The sequence below is a fragment of the Frankia sp. Mgl5 genome (assembly GCF_023242985.1).
GTDB classification, from domain to species: domain Bacteria; phylum Actinomycetota; class Actinomycetes; order Frankiales; family Frankiaceae; genus Parafrankia; species Parafrankia soli.
In genome coordinates, this window is sequence record NZ_JALKFY010000487.1 from 1 (window position 1) to 420 (window position 420).

The 420-nt window shown below is 55.2% G+C and carries 1 protein-coding gene; it reads right to left on the reverse strand.

The annotated features are described in order from the left end of the window. Nucleotides 1-45: 45 nt before the first annotated feature. On the reverse strand, nt 46-420 hold a 375-nt coding region (locus tag MXD62_RS10265; RefSeq protein ID WP_248829096.1), incomplete at its 5' end, for a PLP-dependent transferase.

A 420-nucleotide genomic window follows, 5' to 3' on the forward strand; every position in this document is an offset into this window, starting at 1 on the left:
GATCCATACCGCTCGCTCCATGAAGCAATTTGGTCGAAAAGTCCATTACCCTCTTCCCCCTGTCTTTTCCGATTCGTCCAAAGCAGCCTGCAAATCGGCAATCAGATCGTCTGGATGCTCAATTCCCACGGATAAGCGCAGCAGCCGGTCGCAGACGCCTACCTTTTCCCTGATCTCCAGAGGGATATCAGCATGCGTCTGCGTCGCCGGATAGGTACAGAGCGACTCCACACCGCCCAGGCTTTCCGCGTACGAGATCAGGCGCAGGTTCTGTAAAAACGGTGCCACCTGCTCGGCTGTACGGATGCGGAAGGAAACCATTCCGCTAAAACCGCTTGCCTGCTTGCACTGGATCTCATACCCTTGATGCTTCTCCAATCCTGGGTAGAACACCTCGGTCACGGCAGGATGCTCTAAGAG